At 66.0% G+C, this 18,003-nt stretch carries 15 protein-coding genes and 1 pseudogene; 10 read left to right on the forward strand and 6 right to left on the reverse strand.

Going from position 1 to position 18,003, the window contains the following annotated elements:
* The first annotated feature begins 33 nt into the window (after nucleotides 1–33).
* Nucleotides 34–516, forward strand: a complete 483-nt coding sequence (locus R2770_02440; GenBank protein ID MEZ5279304.1) for a PadR family transcriptional regulator — start codon at nucleotides 34–36, stop codon at nucleotides 514–516.
* 16 nt (nucleotides 517–532) lie between these two features.
* Nucleotides 533–1,528, forward strand: a pseudogene (locus R2770_02445) (sulfatase-like hydrolase/transferase).
* Between the two features lie 451 nt (nucleotides 1,529–1,979).
* Here R2770_02445 and R2770_02450 read toward each other — a convergent pair.
* A complete protein-coding gene (locus R2770_02450; protein ID MEZ5279305.1) occupies nucleotides 1,980–2,993 on the reverse strand; it encodes a GNAT family N-acetyltransferase in 1,014 nt (337 codons plus the stop codon).
* A 73-nt stretch (nucleotides 2,994–3,066) separates the two neighbouring features.
* On the opposite strand from R2770_02450, the gene R2770_02455 reads away from it, so the two are divergent.
* Genes R2770_02455 through R2770_02475 form a run of 5 tightly spaced genes read left to right on the forward strand, consistent with a single transcriptional unit; the run spans nucleotide 3,067 to nucleotide 9,185 of the window.
* Nucleotides 3,067–4,311, forward strand: coding sequence for a serine hydrolase (locus R2770_02455; GenBank protein MEZ5279306.1), 1,245 nt, complete (start codon nucleotides 3,067–3,069; stop codon nucleotides 4,309–4,311).
* A gap of 48 nt (nucleotides 4,312–4,359) precedes the next feature.
* Nucleotides 4,360–5,553: a CaiB/BaiF CoA-transferase family protein gene (locus R2770_02460; GenBank protein ID MEZ5279307.1), complete on the forward strand. Its 1,194-nt coding sequence runs from the start codon at nucleotides 4,360–4,362 to the stop codon at nucleotides 5,551–5,553.
* Nucleotides 5,554–5,567: 14 nt separating this feature from the next.
* Nucleotides 5,568–6,224 carry an enoyl-CoA hydratase/isomerase family protein gene (locus R2770_02465; protein ID MEZ5279308.1) on the forward strand — a complete coding sequence of 219 codons (657 nt, stop codon included), beginning with the start codon at nucleotides 5,568–5,570 and terminating at the stop codon, nucleotides 6,222–6,224.
* A 50-nt stretch (nucleotides 6,225–6,274) separates the two neighbouring features.
* Nucleotides 6,275–7,660, forward strand: a complete 1,386-nt coding sequence (locus R2770_02470; GenBank protein ID MEZ5279309.1) for an MBL fold metallo-hydrolase — start codon at nucleotides 6,275–6,277, stop codon at nucleotides 7,658–7,660.
* A 37-nt stretch (nucleotides 7,661–7,697) separates the two neighbouring features.
* Nucleotides 7,698–9,185, forward strand: a complete 1,488-nt coding sequence (locus R2770_02475; protein MEZ5279310.1) for a sulfatase — start codon at nucleotides 7,698–7,700, stop codon at nucleotides 9,183–9,185.
* 6 nt (nucleotides 9,186–9,191) lie between these two features.
* Here the strand turns inward: R2770_02475 and R2770_02480 are convergent, their stop codons facing one another.
* Complete coding sequence (locus tag R2770_02480; protein MEZ5279311.1) at nucleotides 9,192–10,682, reverse strand: hypothetical protein; 1,491 nt, start codon at nucleotides 10,680–10,682, stop codon at nucleotides 9,192–9,194.
* 78 nt (nucleotides 10,683–10,760) lie between these two features.
* On the opposite strand from R2770_02480, the gene R2770_02485 reads away from it, so the two are divergent.
* Entirely contained in the window at nucleotides 10,761–11,849 is a 1,089-nt protein-coding gene (locus tag R2770_02485; GenBank protein ID MEZ5279312.1) for an adenylate/guanylate cyclase domain-containing protein, read from the forward strand.
* A gap of 9 nt (nucleotides 11,850–11,858) precedes the next feature.
* Here R2770_02485 and R2770_02490 read toward each other — a convergent pair whose 3' ends face one another.
* The gene (locus R2770_02490; GenBank protein ID MEZ5279313.1) at nucleotides 11,859–12,347 is read right to left on the reverse strand and encodes a type II secretion system protein; all 489 of its coding nucleotides are present in this window, start codon (nucleotides 12,345–12,347) and stop codon (nucleotides 11,859–11,861) included.
* A 53-nt stretch (nucleotides 12,348–12,400) separates the two neighbouring features.
* On the reverse strand, nucleotides 12,401–13,390 hold the full coding sequence (locus R2770_02495) for an ATP-binding protein (GenBank protein ID MEZ5279314.1): 990 nt from the start codon (nucleotides 13,388–13,390) through the stop codon (nucleotides 12,401–12,403).
* Between the two features lie 66 nt (nucleotides 13,391–13,456).
* Here R2770_02495 and R2770_02500 point away from each other — a divergent pair, with 66 nt between their 5' ends.
* Complete coding sequence (locus tag R2770_02500) at nucleotides 13,457–14,266, forward strand: tetratricopeptide repeat protein (protein ID MEZ5279315.1); 810 nt, start codon at nucleotides 13,457–13,459, stop codon at nucleotides 14,264–14,266.
* Nucleotides 14,263–15,675 carry a tetratricopeptide repeat protein gene (locus R2770_02505; protein MEZ5279316.1) on the forward strand — a complete coding sequence of 471 codons (1,413 nt, stop codon included), beginning with the start codon at nucleotides 14,263–14,265 and terminating at the stop codon, nucleotides 15,673–15,675. The genes R2770_02500 and R2770_02505 overlap by 4 nt, the downstream gene beginning before the upstream one ends.
* Nucleotides 15,676–15,682: 7 nt before the next feature.
* Here R2770_02505 and R2770_02510 read toward each other — a convergent pair whose 3' ends face one another.
* Both R2770_02510 and R2770_02515 read right to left on the reverse strand, forming a co-directional pair.
* Nucleotides 15,683–17,350: a dihydroxy-acid dehydratase gene (locus tag R2770_02510; protein MEZ5279317.1), complete on the reverse strand. Its 1,668-nt coding sequence runs from the start codon at nucleotides 17,348–17,350 to the stop codon at nucleotides 15,683–15,685.
* 47 nt (nucleotides 17,351–17,397) lie between these two features.
* Nucleotides 17,398–17,964: a TIGR03086 family metal-binding protein gene (locus R2770_02515; protein MEZ5279318.1), complete on the reverse strand. Its 567-nt coding sequence runs from the start codon at nucleotides 17,962–17,964 to the stop codon at nucleotides 17,398–17,400.
* Nucleotides 17,965–18,003 lie beyond the last annotated feature (39 nt).

Consider the following 18,003-nt stretch of genomic DNA (forward strand, 5'->3'; position numbering starts at 1 on the left):
CGCGGCAGACGAGGATCTAGAAGGGGAGCGGGCATGGTCGGCGAAGGGCACAAGAGGGGACCTCACGGCGGCAGGCGTCGCATGCGCCGAGGTGCCCTGGCCGAGAGCGCTTTGGTGTTGCTGGCCCAGCGAGACATGCACGGCTACGAGCTGATCTCCGAGATCGAGGAACGCACGCAGGGTCGGTGGCGGCCCAGCGCCGGCACGGTGTATCCGGCGTTGGCTCGTCTGGAGGAAAAGGGGTTGGTGGTCGGCACAGACTCGCCGGACGGCAAGCGCCAGTACTCGCTGACCGAGGCCGGCCGCGAGCGTGTGTCCAACCGCGACCCCGACGCTCCGGCGCCATGGGACGAGTTCGGCGAGATGAGGGTAGGCGGCGACCTCAGGAGTGCCGTTGCCGAGATCGCCGGCCAAGCCAGGCAGATCGGACGCTTTGGCACCGAAGACCAGCGCAAGGCTGCAGTGGAAGTGCTGGACAAGGCCAAGGCCGAGCTCTACCGGATACTGGCTGGCTGAGCGCTAGTTTCGGGGGGTGGATTCGAGCACCCGGCCCAATTTCGTCATCGTCGTCGCCGACCAACTGCGAGCCGATGCGGTTGGCGCCTTTGGCTCGAAGACCGCCAGCACGCCGAACTACGACGCATTGGCGCAGCGTGGATCCAAGTTCACCAACGCGTTCGTGCAGCACACGGTGTGCTCGCCCAGCCGGGCGTCGTTTCTTACCGGCTGGTACCCCCACGTTCGGGGCCACCGCAGCCTCACCCATCTGCTGCGCCCCGAAGACCCGAACCTATTGAAGACACTGAAGACAGCCGGCTATCACGTCGTCCACGCAGGCGCCCGTGGCGACACGTGGGCGCCGGGGGCGACTGAGGCCAGCTGCGACCAGTACGGCTGGGACGAGCCGCCCAAGATGGGTGCAGACAAGTCACGGCTGACTCCAGACGACCCGATGTCGCGTGCTTTCTACGTGGGGTTGTCGGAGCAGCCGTACGACTTCGACGAGGCATGCACCGTCACCGCCGAGCGCTGGTTGCAGAACCGTCCCACCGACAAGCCATGGGTGTTGTATGCACCGCTGATCTTCCCGCACTGCCCGTTTGCGGTGACCGAACCATGGTTCTCGATGCACGACCGCACGAACGTCGGCCCCAGAAGGCCGCCGGTGGTGACCGGGCACGAACCCGCGTACATGGCGAACCTTCGCCGCCTCTATGGCACCGATCGCCTCAGCGACCAGCAATGGGCCGAGATCGCCGCGACCTACCACGGAATGGTCTCGCGCTTCGACTCGCACCTCGGCCGGATCGTCGACGCGGTCGGCGACGCCCTGAGCAACACGGTCGTGGTGGTGTTCAGTGACCACGGCGAGTACCTGGGCGACTACGACCTGATCGAGAAGTGGCCTTCGGGAATGCACGATTGTCTAGCCCGAGATCCGCTGGTGATGGCCGGCCCGGGAATACCCCAGGGCCGCACCGTCGACGACATGGTCGAGCTGATCGACATCGTGCCAACGATCTACGAGCTGGCCGGGGTCGAGCCCGACTACTCACACTTCGGCCGCAGCCTTTTGCCGGTACTGGCAGACCCCGACGTCGGCCATCGGCAGTTCGCTTTCACCGAGGGAGGTTTCCTGGTCGAAGAAGAGCCCCTCTTGGAGAGGCCGGCGTTTCCCTACGACCTGAAAGGGCAGGCACAGCACGAGAGCCCGCACGATGTCGGCAAGGCGGTGTGCATCAGGTCCAGGGAGTGGACCTATGTGTGGCGCCTGTACGAGCCGCCCGAGCTGTACGACAGAACCAACGATCCCGACGAGCTGCACAATCTCGCCGGGCTGGCCCAGCACGCTGAGGTCGAGGCCGAGCTGCTGGCCCAGCTGATGCGCTGGCTGGTGGCCACCGGCGACGTGTTGCCATGGCAAGCCGATCCCCGGTTCCCGCGCGCGATTTGCCGACGCCGGGGTCTGGAATGGTCAGCTAACCGGGCGTTCCAGCGTCGCTCAGTGCCAAGTCGCCGGCGGTCACGATGTCTTCGACCGCCGATTGCAGAGCCGAAGCGATGTCGGCTGCCAGCACTGCGATTGCGTCGTCGACACCGGCGCGGGCCGACACCACCCCGGGCTCGGCACGTCCGAAGGTCGCTCCGGCCTTGCGGAACAGCGCCCGCGATCCACGATTCTCGGCCAGGAAGATTCCGGTGATCGTGTCGATGCCCGCCGACTTGGCCGCCACCGCGATGGCGCCGACCATCAAGGTGCCCACGCCGCGTCCGCGCCAGGCCTCGTCGGTGGCAAACGCGATTTCGGCCTCGTCGTGGTCGTCCTTGTCTCGTATGTAGCGGACGATGCCAACGCCGGTGCCGTCGGCGTTGACGCAAACCCACGCGAAGTGATCGACGAAGTCGATGTCGACCAGATAGTCGAGGACCTTTTCGCTGGGTTGGGCCGGGGTGAAGAACCTCAGCAGCAGAGTCTGCGCAGAAGCTTCGCGAACGGCCTTGTGGTGCATCTCTCGGTCGGTCGGCAACAGCGGCCGCAGCCACACCGATGTTCCGTCCTTGAGCTGGGCCTGAACTGGGCGAAGGTTCTGTGCGAAGCGCCTGCTGACCAGGTCCTGAATCCGCTCGTGCAGTTCGCGGTTGGCCAGCATCGCCTCGAAGGCGTCGGCGTCTCCGGTCAGAACGTCGAGGTCGGTCTCGGCGACAACGGTTGAAGATCGGCGGCCGGTCAGCAGCCCGAGCTCGCCGACAATGTCGCCACGCTGCAGGGTTGCGACCTCACGTCGGGTGTCACCAGCCTCTACCTCGACTCGAGCTCGACCCCCCAAGACGATCGCGAAGAAGTCTGCGGGGTCGTCGGTCGACATCAAGGCGTCGCCGGCCGGTACCCGCGCTGGTGTGAGCCGTTGTTCGATCGGCCCTATCTGAGCGGCCTCGACACCAGCGAACAGCGGAAGCTCTCGAAGCTCCATGCGGTCAACTATTGCACCCACCCGACGTTGTTGCCGCGATGGCCCGCTGTGCTCTACTTCACAGCGTCGGGGCACGCGCTGAGCAGGGGGGCGGATGGACATCACCACATTCGACACGGCAACACACGAAGAGCTGGGCCTGATGGTGGGCTTTCCACCCCCGCCCGACAAACGCGTCGACCGGTCCAACGGGTTGTGGATGGCGCCACACAACCGCTGGGCGTATCAGCACATGCGGCGGCTGCTGCCTTCGGCGGGTTGGCCCGCGTCGGACGACATTGTTCGTCTGAAGCGTCGCATCGATCCGCACCTCGACAGGATCGACGTGACCCGTGAAGACGGCACCAAGGCTGACTTCGAGACGTTCTTGCGCGAGACGTTCACCGACAGCCTCGTTGTGGTGCAAGGCGGCGATGTGGTGTTCGAGCGCTACATGAACTCGATGAAGCCGACGACACCGCACCAGATGATGTCGTGCACCAAGAGCTTCGTGGGGCTCTTCGCCCAGATGGCGATCGGGCGCGGCCAGGTGGGCGAATCCGACCGTGTCGGAGATCTGGTCAGCGAGCTGGGCGCGCCGTCGATGGGTGCGTTCTCCGAAGCGACGTTCGGTCAAGTGCTCGACATGACCAATTCGATGGCGTTCAACGAGGACTACGTCGACCCGGCAGCCGACATTCACACCTACGTATCGGTGGTTGGGTTGGGTCCCGCCGTCGACGGTGGCGCTCCGACGGTCTATGACTATCTGACAACCTTGGCGCCCGATCCGCAGGTGGGCCACGGCGAGGTGTTCCACTATCAGACACCAAAGACCGATGCTGCCAGCTGGGTCACCTGTCGCGTCACCGGTCGTTCTCTGCTGGACGACCTGCATCAACTGTGGAGCGCGATCGGGGCCGATGGTGAGGCGTACATGCTGCTCGACAGCGCCGGCATGCCCGTTGCCGGTGGAGGCCTCAACGCAACCGCCGAAGATCTGGCCCGGTTCGGCTGGATGATGGCCAACGATGGCGAGATAGGCGGCCGTTCGGTTGTGGAGCCGCGAATCATCGACACGCTGCTGGCGGGCGGCTCGACCGAGGCGTTCCTTGCCGGCCCCGACGCCGTGGGATGTTTCGGCACGGGCGAATGGAGCTATCGGTCCAAGTGGTGGGTCCGCCACACCCCTGGGCGTGAGGCGATCTGCGCCATCGGCGTGAACGGTCAGTGGATCTACTGCGACCCGGCCCGGCGAATGGCCATCGTCAAGCAGAGCTCGCAACCCCTTGCCGCAGATCCGGTCTTCTACGACTACGAGATGAACGCCTTCGACGCCATCGCCGACGCTGTTGCCTGAAACCTCGGGTTACCCATTCGAGAGGCCAAACGGCTAAAACCGATCTTCATGCAGCAGGTCAGCCCAACCGTCCCGGCCCCACTCGAGGGTGTGAAGATCGTCGACATGGGCCAGGTGCTCGCCACCCCATTCGGTACCTACCTGATGGGACTACTCGGCGCCGAGGTCATCAAGATCGAATCGGCCAGCGGTGAGTTCATGAGACGCTCGACGCGTCTGGCATTCGCAACACAGAACGCAGGCAAGCGCCCCATCGTCGTGAACATGCGCGAACCCGGCGCCGCAGAGGTGGTGTTGCGGCTGATCGAGCAGGCCGACGTCTTCGTCGAGGGGTTCGCGCCGGGCACCGCCGACGCCATGGGCCTGTCGTGGGAGACCGTATCGGCTCGCAATCCCAACATCGTCTATGGCTCGCTCAGCGCCTTTGGCGACGTCGGGCCGTACGGCGGTCGCCCCGGGTTCGACCACGTCGTGCAGGCGATGAGCGGCATCATGTACTCGACCGGCTTCGCCGACCATCCGCCCATCAAGGTCGGATCGCCATACCTCGATTATGGAGGTGGGCTGCTGCTGGCCTTCGGGCTGCTGGCCGGTGTGCTCGAACAACGCCGCACGGGCACTGGTGTTCACGTCGACGTGACCATGCTCGACGCAGGCCTGCTGTTCAATGCCAGCGGGCTGGTACGCACCGCCGAGACCAAGACCAGCCCGCCGCGCACCGGCAACGACGCCTTCAGCGGCGCGGTGGCTTCGGGGGCCTTCGAGACCACCGACGGTTTGTTGATGGTGGCTGCGAACAAGGCGCGCCACCTGGTCGACCTGATGACCCTTCTGGACCTTCCCGATTTCGCCGACCCCGGCTTGACAGAGCCGGACGCAGACCCGGCGATGGTGGCGGCAGCCAAGGCGGCGATGGCTCAGCGCTTCTCCCAAAAGAGCGCGGCCGAGTGGGAGGAACTGCTGAACGCACGGGCCATCCCGGCCGGGAGGGTCCGCGACCTCGCCGAGGTGGTGGCCGAGGGTCACGCGGTGGCGCGGGGTCTGTTGCAGCCCGTTGTTGACCCACAAGATCCCGCAGCCAGGCCGTTGTTGCCCGCCGCCGGAGTGAAGCTGAACGGTGTCATGCCCGGCCCCACCGTGATGCCGCCGGGGATCGGCGGCGAGACCGACGCGGTCTTGTCCGAGCACGGTTTTGGCCCAGACGAGATCGACGCGTTGCGCTCGGCCGGGGTCATCTTCTGACGAAGGGTGGCTGAATGGCCGACCATCAGGTCCTCATCGCGGAGAACGTAGGTTTCGGCGTCGAGGTCCTCAGCCTCAACCGACCCGACAAACGCAACGCGCTCAGCTCGACTCTGCGCCAAGCGTTGGTCGATCGGCTCGACGCCTTGTCGGTCGACGAAGACGTGAAAGCCGTGGTGATCACCGGCGCGGGCGACCACTTCTGTGCGGGCTTCGACCTGGACGAGTTGATGTCGTCCGACGCCCCAGACGCTGTCTTGGCCCACGCCGACCGATATCACGCTGCGGTACACGAGTTCCCCAAACCGCTGATAGCGGCCATCGAGGGTGTGGCCGTGGCCGGCGGCATGGACCTCGCCGTCATGTGCGACTTGCGCGTTGGCACCACGCAGGTGCGCATGGGTCAACCACAGGTCAAGTTCGGGGTTCCGGCCGCTTATGACCTGCTGTGCACGGTGATGCGCATGTCCGCAGCACGCGATCTGTGTTTGACCGGGCGCATCATCGAGTCAGACGAGGTGGTCTCGCATGGCCTGCTCGACAGGGTCGTGCCGCCTGGCGAAGCCCTGACCGTCGCCGTACAGCTGGCCCGCGAAATCGCCGGCGTCGCTGGTGCCGAGCCCATGAAGAGGGTTTTTGTCGATCATCAGCCGGCTCTGTTCGGGAGCTGAAGGCCCTTCGGCACTGGCTTCGTACGGGCCTCCAGCGGACAATCGAAGCCATGAGTGCACCGATGTTGACCTTCGTCGGTGGGGCCGGGACGGTTACTGGCTCCAAGGCCCTCGTCGAGATCGGCAATAGCCGAATCCTGGTCGATTGTGGCCTCTACCAAGGACGCAAGGAGCTGCGGGAGAAGAACTGGGAGCCTTTCCCTGCCGAACCCGCGAGCCTCGACGCCGTCGTGTTGACCCACGCCCATGTCGACCACTGCGGATATGTTCCACGCCTGGCCAGAGAGGGGTTCTCGGGCCCCGTTCTGTGCACACAAGGCACCGAGATGCTGGCACGAATCGTGCTGCCCGACAGCGGGCGCCTGCATGAAGAGGAAGCCGAATACGCCAACCGGGTCGGCTACTCGAAACACGCTCCGGCGCTGCCGCTGTACACCGAACAAGACGCTGTCGACTGCCTGCGGCAGTTTCGGTCGGTTCCCTACGATCATTCCGTGGCGCTAGTGCCGGGCGTCAGGGCCACGTGGCGTCACGCTGGGCACATTCTGGGTGCAGCAAGCCTGCGCATCGAGCTCGAGGATCATGAGACGTCGGTGGTGTTCAGCGGAGATCTCGGCCGCTCGACCCACCCATTGTTGTTGCCGCCTCACCCGATTGGCCGCGCCAACTTCGTCGTGGTCGAGTCGACCTATGGCGACGAGGAGCACGCCGATGTCGACCCCGAAGACGTTCTGGCCGAGGTGATATCCGAGGCGGCGCGTCGTGGTGGTGTGGTTGTGGTTCCGGCCTTCGCCGTCGACCGAACCGAGGTCGTCCTGTGGCACATCGATCGGCTGGTGGCCCAGGGCCGCATCCCCGAGCTGCCCGTCTATGTCGACAGTCCGATGGCGTCTCGGGCGTTGGACGTGTACCGGCGCGCGGTCGCAGAAGGATCGGAAGAGATCCGGCCTGCCATCGCCGGCTCCTCGCTGTTCTCGGCAATCGACGTCAGGGAAACCCGCACCACCGACGAGTCCAAGGCGCTCAACTCCCTGCGAGGCCCGATGATCATCGTGTCGGCCTCTGGCATGGCGACGGGAGGCCGTGTCATCCACCATCTCGCCAACCGCATCGGCGACGATCGAAACGCAGTGCTGTTGGTGGGGTTCCAGGCTCCGGGCACCCGAGGCGAGGCCCTGGTGCAGGGGGCTTCCAAGATCAAGATGTTCGGGCGCTATTTCGGTGTCAGGGCCCAGGTCGCGTCGGTCGACCTGTCGGCGCACGCCGACCGCAGCGAGTTGCTCGATTGGCTCGGCACGGCGGCCGGCACGCCCCAGATGGTGTTCGTGAACCACGGCGAGCCAGCGGCGTCGCAGGCGCTGGCCGACGCCATCGAGACCACACTCGAGCTCGATGCCGTGGTGGCACGAACCGGCGAGCGCATCCGCATCGACTGAGCCTCGTAGCCCTTCGCCGGGAACGTAACGTGGACGGATGGTCCACCAGAAACGCCCGAACATCGTCTTCGTGCTCACCGACGATCACGCCGCTCACTCGATCGGTTGTTACGGATCGGTGGTCAATCAGACACCACGAATCGACGAGATCGCAGAACACGGCGTGAGGTTCGACAACTGCTTTGCCACGAACTCGCTGTGCACCCCGTCGCGGGCCAGCATCTTGACGGGCAAGTACAGCCACCGAAATGGCGTCTTCACCCTGTTCACGCCAATCGACGCCAGCCAGCCGACCTTCATCTCGCAGCTCAAGTCGGTGGGCTACCGCACCGCGATGATCGGCAAGTGGCACATGGGACATGGCGATGGCCACGACCCACAGGGTTTCGACTACTGGGATGTGTTGCCCGGTCAAGGCGACTACTGGAATCCGACGTTCATCTCGCCCGAAGGCGAACGGGTCGTCGAGGGTTACGCCACCGACATCATCACCGACCTGTCGATGGACTGGGTCGAGTCGCTCGACGGTGACGACCCCTGGTGCATGCTGGTCTGGCACAAGGCTCCTCACCGGCCATGGGAACCCAAGCCCGAACACCGAGCGCTGTACGAACAGCCGGTGCCGCTGCCATCGACGTTCTGGGACGACTATGCGACTCGCTCTTCGTCTTCGCGACGGGTTGCGATGAGAGTGGCCGATCACCTGTCGTCCGAGGACCTCAAAGGCGACCCGCCGGAGGGCCTGTCGTATGAGGATCAGGCTGTCTGGAAGTACCAGAGATACATGCGCGACTACCTGGCCTGCGTGCATTCGGTGGACGAGAACGTTGGGCGCCTGATCGACTGGCTGCGCAACCGGGGAGAGTTCGACGACACGATCTTCGTCTATTCGTCCGACCAGGGGTTCTTCCTGGGCGACCACGGCTGGTTCGACAAGCGGCTGATGTTCGAGGAGTCGTTGCGGATGCCGCTGGTGGTCTCGTACCCCAGCCGGGTGGCGCCCGGTCAGGTGCGCAGCGCCATGGTGACCAACGTCGACATGGCACAGACCCTGCTCGACGCCGCCGGTGTCGGTGGCGTCGACGACATGCAAGGGACGAGCTTTTGGCCCGAGATGGCCGGCGAGCCGGGGTCGGTGAACGCGCAGGGTGTGTACTACCGCTATTGGGAACACGACGACATGATCCACAAGGCGCCCGCCCACTACGGCTACCGCACCGATCGCTACAAGCTGATCTACTACTACAACGAGGGGTTCGGCCTGCCCTTCACTTCGTTCTTCACCTACCCGCCCGAGTGGGAGCTGTACGACCTGCGGTCAGACCCCGACGAGGTCAACAACGTCTACGACGACCCGGCGTATCTCGAGATCCGTGAGGATCTGAAGGCTGCGATGTGGCGGTTGCAAGCCGAACTGGGCGATGCACCGCATCACTCGCAGCCGGTACCCGCCGGATGCGAATCGGTCGAGGTTGCGACGATGCCCCCGATCCCGCGGTTTCGCTGGCTCAACCTGCCCCGCTGAGGGCGGCTACTGGTAGGTGACGAGGTCGGGGCGCGGCGACAGGCCAAGCACCTCGGCTGGTGAAAAGAGGTTGGTGTCCTCGTCGAGAAACAGTTTGAAGCCGGTGTGGAATGGTGGCTGGCCCGCGTAGCGGACCAGGTCGCCGATCTTGGCACCCCGGCCCCCGAAGCCGTCGGCGTGGAACGTGATGGCCAGACCTGGGCGATCGACGATGTCGTCGCGATCTCGAACCATGTTGTCGGTGAACTGGTGGATCACGAACAGCTTCTCGGGCAGGCCGTCTCTGACGACCATCTCGGACAGCCAGGCCGACACCTCGTTGACCTCGGCTGCGGTCACAGAGCCGATCACTCGCGCCGGAACCTGGCCAGGCCCCATTCTCCACTCGGGGTCGAGAGCCAGCCCCACATGGGGCCTGCCGAGCAGATCCTCGAACTGCACGGCTTGTGACAAGAAGGTCGATCGACCGGGCTGGAGATCGAGGACCACGAAGGCTCCGACCCGCTCTGCCTCGTCGACCAACGCCTCGACCGCAGTCTTGTCGACGGGTGCGCTGTAGTCGCCGTCGGCCCCCGCCGAGCGCTGCGCCACGGTGACGATTATTTCGACACCTGGCACCACGTCGTCGCCGACCGTTCCGAACTGAGCCGCTCGCTCGACCACGGCCTGCAAAGCCCTGTCGGGCTCCAGCTCACCGAGGATTCCCAGGACCGGGCTGCCGGGCGAGCCATAGTGGGCGACGATCATCCTGCCGTTGGCGAACACCTCGACTCCACCGCCGGGGAGTTCGGCGGGTTCGGAACCCACCAGCCAGACGCCTCCGTCGCCAGCGGCCGCGATGGCCACCGTGCGTCCGCTGGGCGAACCACCCTGCGGAGCCGCGCTGCCGAAGCCCAGCACGGCGCCGTCGGCCCGGGCCAGCCAGTAACCATCTCCGTTGGGGTTGGTTGCAACCCCGACCACGGGCGACGGGTCGGGGGCGCCACCGGTCGAGCCGAGGAAGGGTGCGTCTCCGAAGGCGAATACTCCGCCGTCGGCTGCGACCAGGCGATAGCCCCTACCCGTTGCTGTGGCCGTCATGGCTACGACGGGGCGGTTGAGGGTGATGCCGCCCATCGATCCCAGGAAGGTTGCGTCTCCGAAGCTGAACACTCCGCCGTCGGCTGCGACGAGCCAATAACCCTGGCCTGTGGGCGTGGCGGCTATGGCCACCACCGGCGCATCCAACCGAATGCCGCTGAGGCCGCCGAGGTGGGTGGCTTCGCCCAGAGCCTCGACCGTTCCGGCCCGATCGACCACCCACAGGCCACCGCCCGACGATGCGGCGCCGACCGCCCTGAAACCGGGTTGGATCGCGAAGCTCTCTGCGCCGCTGCGCCCCACGACGTAGCCGTCTGCCTGGGACGTCGGCTCCTGTGCGGCCGCCGGGGCCGGCGCCGACGAGTACACGGCAGACAGCACCAAGGCCATGAGCCCGAACACGGTGGTGAGACGCATGGTGCTTTCTACCGCACTGCGATCAGTCGCCGCGCCCTGCGCCGAAATCGAGCACCGACCCCCGAGTACGCTCGTCGCATGGCTGAAGCCGGTGAGCACCTCAACAGCGACGAGGCCACCGAGGTCGCGGCGATGCTGGCGCGGATCGGCATGTCCGAGAGGCTCATCGGCGAGATCTTGGCGCAACCCGTCGATGCTCTTCCGGTCGATGCGGTGTTCTACAGGCATGCCACGATGACCGCGTCCGAACTCGCCGAACGCACGGGCGTTTCGCTGGCCGACGTCGATCACATCTACCGACTGTCGGGCGTGCCGCTGTCCGAGCACGACGGCGTCAGGTTCTCCGAAGAAGATCTCACCCTGGTCAGCCTTTTCCACCTGATCGGTTCGGGGTTCATGCCCGAGAGCGAACGCGACGACCTTCTGCGGCTGATCGGCAGCGCGGTGGCACGTATCAGCGAAGGGTCGATCTCGGCGTACTCACACGCTGTCGAGGGGCCCATCTGGGACTCGGACCAGACCGGGTCGCCCCATCTCGCGTCGCTGCGGGCGCTGGCCACCGGCATCGAGGCGATCGAGCAGGTAGCGGTGGCCATCGCAGCCCTCCTGCGGCACCACTTCGCGGCGTCCACCGAGAGACAGAGACTGGCACAACACCGCATCGAGAGCCGTCTCGCCTACAGGTCGGCGGTCGGGTTCGTCGACCTGGTTGGGTTCACTGCTATCTCGGGCCGTCTCAGCTTCGAAGACCTCGCCGAGGTGATTCGCGACTTCGAGGCCAGGGCGTTCGAACTGATCACCGATGTTGGGGGCCGGGTGGTCAAACACGTCGGTGACGAGGTGATGTTCACCGCCCCGACGGTCGAGGCCGGGTGTTCGGCCGCGCTGGACCTGGTCGGTGGGTTCGCCGACGACCGGGTCATGCCACGTGGGGGGCTGGCGTTCGGAGACCTGTTGACACGCGGTGGCGATCACTATGGGCCGGTGGTCAACCTGGCGTCACGCCTGGGCGACCATGCGGTGCCGGGCGAGGTCCTGTGCGATCGGGGAGTGGCGGCTGCGATACCCCGTCGGTTCACCGTCGAGCCTGCGGGCCGTCGCATCCTGAAGGGGTTCGACGAACCGGTGCCGGTGTGGTCGCTGGGCCGCAGCGCCGGATCGGCCTGAGGGGCCTGCCTACCAGTCGGCGCCCCAGGTGAGGTCGCCGGTGTTGTTGGCCCTGCAGTCGCCACCGGTGGCCTGGTCGCGAATTGCGAACTGGTCGCTGCTGGTGTTGACGGTGTTGCCACGGTCGGTCTGCATGTAGAAGCAGTCGCCAGATTCAGACAGGCCCACCATGACTACGCGAGCGTTGCCCGCCTGGAGGCTGAACCCGACCTGTGATCCTGCTGTAACGACGGTTGCCTCGCCCACATAGTCCAGTGCGGGTTCGATCTCTTCCAGCGTGGCAGCACTGACGGTAGAGAAGTCGGCGTCGTCGGCGAACAGCACCATTGCGGCTGTCATCGCGTTGCGCACGTTGGCTTGCGCCGCCCGATCCTGAGCCCGTTCGCGGGCACCCAGGAACGTGGGCAGGGCCAGGCCGATCAGGATGGCGATGACCAGCACCACCACCATCAGCTCGATAAGGCTGAAACCATCGTCGGCGCGTCGGTCGTCGCTCACCCCACCCAATCGGTAGGCACCCAGGGCATTGTTAGCCATCTCGACGGGTCGGCTCAGCGGCGGCGCTTGTCGCGCAAGCGCAGGAATGCCTCGAGCTCGTCGTAGTCGCCGCTGCGGTTCGAGTACACGACGTGGTTTCGGGCCGTCTCGAGCCACGGACCTATGGTCGACGACGACTCGAGCGCCGCCGTCAGCAGGTGTTGTGTACCGATGGGTTGAACCTCGCCGGTGGCGATCGACGCCGATAGGCACGCCTCGGTGGCCGACTCGACCACGTGGGCGATGTCTGCCCCCGAGTAGCCCTCGGTTGCCTCGACAACCTTGCCTAGATTCAGCTGCTCGGTGGGCTTCGAGCGCAGGTGGTACTGCAACACCGCATGGCGCGCCGGGGCGTCGGGCGGCAGCACCAGCAGCTTGCGGTCGAAGCGACCAGGGCGCAGCAGAGCCTCGTCGACATCCCACGGATGGTTGGTTGCCGCCAGTACGAACACGCCTTCGTTCGAAGCGGAAACCCCGTCCAGCTCGGCCAGCAGTTGGTTGACAACGGTTCGTAGACCGGCCGCATGGCGCAGGTGCGAGCGCTTTTGTCCCAGAGCATCTATCTCGTCGAAGAACAGCACACAGGGAGAGTTGCGGCGGGCGGTCTCGAAGATGGCGGCCAGGTTGCGCTCGCTGGAACCGATCCACATGTCCAGCACGTCCGCCAGGCCGACGTCGTAGAAGTTCGCCCCCATCTCGCCTGCGACCGCGCGGGCCAGAAATGTCTTGCCGCACCCAGGAGGCCCCCACAGCAGCAGGCCACCTCCGGCCTTCTTGCCGAAGGCCGCAGCCATCTGGGGGTTGCGCAGGGGAGCCAGAAACGAGCGCTCGAGCTGCTCTTTCACGTTCGCAAGACCGCCGACGTCCGCCAACGAGACCTGGGCCTTCGTCAACTCGCCGAACAAGGCCTCCTCGGCCGCATCCGACTGGCCGAACCGTTCGATCAGCTCGTCTGCCGTGTCGGGCACTGACAGCGTCGGTTCGGGTTCATCGTCACTCGACATGTGTTTAGGATCGGCAGCCGGGTGCCCGGCATCAAGCAGTGCCCCGGGCGACCGATCTAGATGGTGATGGACGACGTCGAACGGCTCCGCAGACATGGCCAGAACCTGCTGTTGCTGCGCCGCTTCGACGAGGCGCGCTCGAGTGCACTGGAAGCACTGTCGCAGGAGCCCGGCGAAGCCTCGACACATCGCCTTCTGGGCGAGATCGAGTTGGGAGCAGGGCGGCTCGATCTGGCGGCCCAACACGCGACCGACGCAATGGGCATCGCTGCAGACCCGGCGTCGCTGCACCTGGCCGCCCGGGTGGCCAGGCACGCCGGGCGCTACGACGAGGCGATCGAACTGTGCAGTCGGGCCTTGGTGATGGAGCCCGACCTGGCACCGCTCCACATGACGCTGTCGTTGGCAACCTCGGGGCCGTGGCTCGATGCTCGGCCAGATGGCGACGGGGCCTCTGACCGGACGGCAGCGTCTACCAGGGCGATGGATGCCGCAAACACAGCCTTGGCCCTGCAACCCGACCAGACCGGCGGCTACTACGCCAAGGCGGTTGCCCACGTGATCGCGGACGATCTGGTGGGTGCTGCGTCGGCTTTGGAACAGGGGCTGTCGGTTCAGCCGGATTGGCCCGACGGCCATGTGCTGATGGGGGTGGTGCGGGCGCGGCAGGGAATGGTGAAGCTCGCTTCTAGGCATTTTGCGACGGCAGGGCGCCTGGATCCTGGCGACGACCGACACATCGAGCGGCTGAGGGCGATGCGCCCCTCGCGGCGCTTTCTCAACAGGCGACGCAAGCGGCAGGTGCCATGGCACCTTGCCCCCGAAGCACGTCAGATAATCGCCGCAGACGACCGGCTGGCGAGGTTCGACCCGTGAGCCTGAGCGAACTGGCCGCCGGAGCCGTGGTGTTGGCTGCCGTGGCCCTTGTTGTATCGGTTGGGGTGTTCGGCGCCAGATGGGCTGGCCGAACGCTGTTCAACCGCCGCGAACGAACCGTTGAGGAGCTCGCCGACGTCGGTCTCGTATACGGATCTGACGTCGCCATTCGCCTCGCGCTGGTCCTTGTGTGGCTCGGCTTTGCGCTGGGCTCGCTGAGCCTGTTGCCCGCAGCGGTCTGGCTGGTCGACGCCGACCCGGATGCCTCTCGAGCCGCCATCGGCCTGGTCGCGGTAGGGGCGGTGTTCGTCGGCATCGGCCTGGTGTGTTCGCTGCCTGGACAAACCGTCGTGGTGCTGGAGCCCGACCGCCTGACGAAGGTCAAGCTGTGGACGAAGCGGTCGGTGCCGATCGCTTCGATCGAGGCAATCGAAGAGGCACGGTGGTGGCCTGCCAGCGTGCTGTCGACGAGCGACGGCCGGATGCGCCTTTCCAGAACCATGGCCGGCTTCGACGATCTGTTCGACCGGCTGGTTGCCCAGGCACCAAGGCTGGTGTCGGACTCGATGTCGGCCTCGGCCCTCGCGCCCGACCGAGACCTGTCTCACCTAGCGGTCAGCCGCAAGACCATCACGGCTGCAGCCGTCGGTCTGGGTCTCGGGCTTGTGCTGGTTCTCGGCTGGCCTTGGATGGTCGAGGTGATCGGCGACAACCCCACCCGAGACCGTTTCTTGTTCATGGCGATAGGGCTCTTCATGTGGGGCCTGGTCGCGCCTTTGGTCAGGACCGAATCGTTCCCGGCAAGACAGCCGATCGAGCTGAAGATCGCCTCCGACAGGCTCATGTGGCGCGGCCTGCGCGGTGGCTGGCTCGAAAGGCCGGCCAACCAGTTGTATGCCGCCTCGGTCGAAACGACCATCATCTACGTTCGCGGCCAGCCAGGACATCGTCACCCGCTGCGCTTGAGGTTCGTCGACGGAACCGTCGTCGAGATCGGCGATCGACGTGCCGCCCAGATGGGAACCTCGACACACCTGATCAGCGCGGCGGTGAGGCAGCGCTGCCTGTCGGTCGGCGCCAGAACCCACTCCGACCACTCTGCTGCCCGACACGCCATCGGCCAGATCGAGTCGGGCTGTGAGCCGTCAGCCGAGGTCGAGCAGATACGTCGTGCGATTGGGCTGTGGCCTAACGAGGGCGGCCTCGGCCTCCATCTGCGAGCTGGCGACCTACTGCGCCGGCTGGACAGGCCGGCCGAAGCCGCGGCGCACTATCGGGCCTATCTGGACGTTTTCGCAGACGACGCAACCGCCTGGCAAGCCCTGGCCGAGTGCTTCCGCGGCGGGTATCGATCAGAGCTGTACGACGAGACGATCGCTATCGCCGAGCAGCTGTTGATGCGGAGCTAGTGCTGGCCTAGAGCACGCAGCCGTGGTGTGCCGATGAGACGAGGCGCATCCACTTGCCGCGCACACTGCCAAGGTCGACGTGGCTTTGTGGCGGCACCCAGTGCGACATCCGCTCGGCCAGTTCCTCGTCGCTCAGCTCGACATCGAGCGTTCGAGCGGTTGGGTCGATGACGATGATGTCGTCGTCGCGCACGGCGGCCAGAGGCCCGCCGGTGGCGGCCTCGGGCGATATGTGCCCTATGAGGATGCCGTGCGACACCCCCGAGAAGCGGCCGTCGGTTATCAACGCGACGTCTGACCCCAGACCTCGTCCCTGCAGCTGGATGGTCAGCATCACCATCTCGGGCATTCCGGCTCCGCCCACCGGGCCCACGTTGCGCACCACCACCACGCCACCCGGCCGAACGGCACCAGACTTGATACCGGCCATGGCCTCGGGCTCGCTGTCGAAGACCCGGGCCGGCCCGCGGAACCGACCTCGCTCGAGGGTCTTGCCGCCGAGCTTTAGCACACAACTGTCTGGCGCCAGGTTGCCCTTCAGCACGCTGATGTGGTTGTTGGGCGGCGCCAACGGGTTGGTGACGGGCCGCACTATGTCCTGCTGGCCCAGCTCGGCCAGGGTCGGCGTATCGGCGAGGTTCTCGGCCAGGGTGCGACCGGTGACCGTCATGGCGTCGCCGTGAAGCAAGCCCGCGTCGAGCAGTTCGCGCATCACCACCGGTACACCGCCCAGCTGGTGCAGGGCGACCATGGCGTAGGGGCCGTGGGGCTGCAGGTTGCCTATCAGCGGTACCTTCTCGCCGACCGCCTGAATGTGGTCGACCGTCAGTGACACCCCTGCCTCACGGGCTATCGCCAGCAGGTGCAGGTAGAGGTTTGTCGATCCGCCCATCGCGTACGCGGTGACTATGGCGTTCTCGAACGCTGCCAACGTCATGATGTCTCGGGGCCTGATGCCGGCTTCGACCAGGTGGGTCAGGGCCAGCACCGACGCGTGTACTTGCGACACCACGTCCGGGTGCACGGGGCCTGCCGCGTTGTGGTCGGCGGGGTGTGAGGCCCCCAGCGGCAGCATCATGCCCATGGCTTCGGTGATGGTGCTCATGGTGTTGGCCGTGAACATCGCTCCGCATGTGCCGCTGCCCGGCATGATGCAACTCTCGACCTGTTCGAGGTCTGTGCTGGAGATGCGCCCCGCCTCGTGTGCGGCGCGCGCCTCGGCATAGTCGAGGATCGTCAGGTTGTTGCCCTTCGAGGCCCACGGCTGGATGGCCACCGAACCCGGCGAGCTGGTGCCGGGGTAAACCACCAGACCGAAGTCGTTGGTGCGCGCCAGGGGCATCATGGCGGCCGCCCCGACCTTGTCACAGCCCGAGATCACCAGCATCGCATTGGCGTGGTGGGCCCGATGCCCCAGCTCGATGCAGTCGGCTATCAGGTCGCGCGACACCAGGCTGAAACCAGCGTTGGGGGTGCCCTGCGTAAGTGCGTCGGAAACGGCAGGGGTTCCGACCAGCAGGCCCTGGGCCCCAACCTCGGCCAGCGCCGACATGGCCAGGTCTGCGAGTTGGCCCACGCGGTTGTTGCAGCGGTGGGCGTTGGTGAACGGGCTGGCGACCGTGACTATCAGGTCGAGGGCGCGGGTCCGGTCGGGGTCGAACCCCGCGGCCCTCATCTCGACACGATTGGACCGCCAGTACCGGGTGGAGTCGGGCCCACCCATCAGGGCCGGCGACCCGACATGGCCAACAGCTGGGCCTGCGCATCTGCGTCGTCGCCAACGTCTACGCGTGCGGCGAACATGCCAGACGATGCCAGATTGTCGGCGTTGGGCGCCATGGCCGCGGTCACCGCCTCGACCAGTATGGGGTCGAGGCGATCGTCTACGCCGAAGGCCCGGGCCAGGTCCCAGGAATGGATGGTGACGTCGCCCAGCAGACGTCCGATGCCGTCGTCGACCGTTATCTCACCCCAGAAGCTCTGGACCACCCGTTGCAGAACGCCCGGCTGATCCAGGGCGGCCAGCAGCGACTCGAGAGTTGCGGCCCACGTTGCCGCCGGGTCGTCGCCTGCGTTGCGCTCGAGGTCTTGCATCGGGCTCATGGTGGGCTCGCGGCCTTCGATCAACGACTCGACATAGCGTTGCACGGCGTTGACGTGGCCAATAACGTGACGGGCCGTCCAGCCCTCGCAAGGTGACTCGTTCGACCAGGCTTCTGGCGGGGCCAGGCGCACCACGTGGTCGAATCCGTACAGGGCTCTGGTGTAAAGACGCAGGTTCTGACTCATGGAGCGAACGTACACCGCGTGCGCGAGCCGATGCACCGC

It is taken from the genome of Acidimicrobiales bacterium, from assembly GCA_041394185.1.
Taxonomy (GTDB): Bacteria; Actinomycetota; Acidimicrobiia; order Acidimicrobiales; family Poriferisodalaceae; genus JAAETH01.